This is a genomic window from uncultured Campylobacter sp., from assembly GCF_937949835.1.
Taxonomy (GTDB): Bacteria; Campylobacterota; Campylobacteria; order Campylobacterales; family Campylobacteraceae; genus Campylobacter_B.
Genome location: NZ_CALEDC010000340.1, coordinates 1 through 2,372 on the forward strand (window position 1 = coordinate 1; position 2,372 = coordinate 2,372).

3 protein-coding genes are annotated in these 2,372 nt (G+C 50.8%); all 3 read right to left on the reverse strand.

The features are described 5' to 3' along the window. On the reverse strand, nucleotides 1-536 hold a 536-nt coding region (gene uppS, locus Q0256_RS07725; protein ID WP_297961913.1), incomplete at its 3' end, for a polyprenyl diphosphate synthase. Nucleotides 537-539: 3 nt separating this feature from the next. After that, the gene (gene coaBC / locus Q0256_RS07730) at nucleotides 540-1,721 is read right to left on the reverse strand and encodes a bifunctional phosphopantothenoylcysteine decarboxylase/phosphopantothenate--cysteine ligase CoaBC (RefSeq protein WP_297961916.1); all 1,182 of its coding nucleotides are present in this window, start codon (nucleotides 1,719-1,721) and stop codon (nucleotides 540-542) included. Beyond that, a partial coding sequence (locus Q0256_RS07735; protein ID WP_297961919.1) for a DapH/DapD/GlmU-related protein occupies nucleotides 1,714-2,372 on the reverse strand: 659 nt, incomplete at its 5' end. The genes Q0256_RS07735 and coaBC, both read right to left, overlap by 8 nt.

Genomic DNA, 2,372 nt, shown 5'->3' on the forward strand with positions numbered 1-2,372 from the left:
CGCTGCTCGCCGCCCGTGCGCACCAGCAGATCCACGTCGCCGCTGTGCGCGGTATCCAGATGCGCGCCGATGCCCGCTTCGCTTAGCCGCTCGCCGCTTGCAAGCAGCCTCTCGCACGCTCGCACGATCTCGTCGCGAGAGCCGTAGTTGATCGCTAGGTTAAAATTTAGCGCTCGTCCGTTTTGCGTTAAATTTGAAAGATATTCGATCTCGCTTCGCAGATCGCCCTCAAAAGCCGATATGTCGCCGATCGGATAGAATTTTATCCCGTTTTGGGTAAATTTTTCGCGGCGTGAAATTAGGAATTTTTGCAGCAACTTCATCAAAAATTCCACTTCGCTTTTCGGGCGCTTCCAATTTTCGGTGCTAAAGGCGTAGAGCGTGAGGTTTGCGATGCTTTCGTCGATGCAAAACTCGCAGATCTGCTCCACGACCTCCGCGCCCGCTTCGTGCCCGCCGGTGCGCAGCAGACCGCGCTTTTTCGCCCAGCGCCCGTTGCCGTCCATCACAAGGGCTAGATGATTTAGGCTATTCACGGATCAGATTTTTTTCAGCTCAGCCGCGATTTTTAGGGCGACTTCGTCCTTCGGCGCGGTGTCGATTACGACCTGATCGTTTTTCGTGATAAAGGTGACCTTAAGGACGTCGCCACCGAGCCTAACGATGTCGTCCAGCACGTTTAGGCAGACGGCGTCGAGATGCTTTTCGTTAAGCATGCGTTTGGCCTCGCCGACGGCGTTTTCGCGGTCGGTTTCGAGTTTAAAGCCCACTTTTTTGATATTTCCGCGCACGGAGCTTAAGATATCCTCGTTTTCGCCCAGGCGTAAATTCCAAATTTCGCCGATCTCCGCCTTTTTCACCTTGTCTTTGTAGCGCACTTTCGGCGAGTAGTCGCTTACCGCAGCGGCCATTATCAAATACGCGCCGTCGGGGAATTTTGTGCTGTCAAGCGCCGATTTTAGCCCGATAGTGCTTTCAAATTTAACGAGCTTGTACGGTAAATTTTCATATTCGTTGCTAGAGATCAGCGTCACGTCCGCGCCCAGATAAAACAGCGCGTCGGCAATCGCTTTGGAGGTTTTACCGCTGGAGAAATTCGTAATGCCGCGCACGCTGTCGATCTTTTCGATCGTCGCGCCTCCGGTGATGATGACGGTTTTATCCTCCCAAAATTTATCGTTGTAAAGCGCGCGCTTTAGCGTCTGCATTATCGCCTCGGTGCTCGCTAGCCCGCCCTTGCCGGTATCGCCGCAAGCTAGGGTTTTTTCTATCGGATCCACAAAATACGCATTGACGCTCGCTTTTAGCATATCGATGCAGTTTTTTGTGATGTTGTTTTCAAGTAGCGCCGGATTTGCGGCCGGTGCGATAACTACCTTGGCGTGGGCGAAAGCCGCGTTTAGCACCTCTAAAAATACGTTGTCGCAGACGCCCCAAGCGAGCTTGTTTATCGTATTTGCCGTCGCAGGCGCTATCAAAACTAAATCCACCTTGGAATAAGCGATGTGGTTGATGCCTGCCTGCCAGTTTTCGTTGGCTTTGCAAAGCACGGGGTGATCGCACAGCGCCTCGAAAGCTTTGTAGCTGACAAACTCCTGCACGCCGTCGCTAAGCGCGACATAGACGTCGAAATTCGACTTTTTCAGAGCGGATAAAATTTCAAACGCTTTGTAAAAACTGATACTCCCGCAAACCGCGAGTAAAACCTTTTTCTTATTCATCTTCGCTCCTAAAAAATTTATGGAAAAATCCATCTTTGTTGATTTGTTTGCTTCGGCTGATCGCCAGCGCGCCGCTCGGAACGTCGCTCGTAACCGTCGTGCCCGCAGCGATTATGACGTCGTCGGCTATCCGCACGGGCGCTACTAGCTGCGTGTCCGAGCCGATAAAGACGTTTTTGCCGATTATCGTTTTGTATTTTTTCTTGCCGTCGTAGTTGCACGTAATCGTGCCGCAGCCGATATTACTGCCCTCATCGATCTCGCAATCTCCGAGATAACTTAAATGCCCCGCCTTGATCTTGTTTACTTTCGCGTTTTTAAGCTCGACGAAATTTCCGATATGGGTGCCTATAACTTCGCATTTTGGGCGCAGATGTGCCATCGGACCGATGTCGGAGTTTTTTACGATGCTATCTTCGATGACGCAGCCGCTTTTGATGAGCGAGCTTTCGATCACGCAAGGACCGACGATACTTACGCTTTCTTGCAGTTCGCACTCGCCGATGAATTTCGCCCTGCTGTCGATGTAGATGCTTTGCGGTAGGCGCATTAAAACGCCTTGTTTCATCAAATTTTCTTTGATCTCGTTTTGCATTAAATTTTCGGCGATGCTAAGGGCAAATTTATCGTTTATTCCCATGAAGCTTTGCT

Excerpts from the sequence above, each read along its gene's own strand:
- coaBC (WP_297961916.1), bottom strand. The coding sequence starts at position 1,721 with ATGAATAAGAAAAAGGTTTTACTCGCGGTTTGCGGGAGTATCAGTTTT.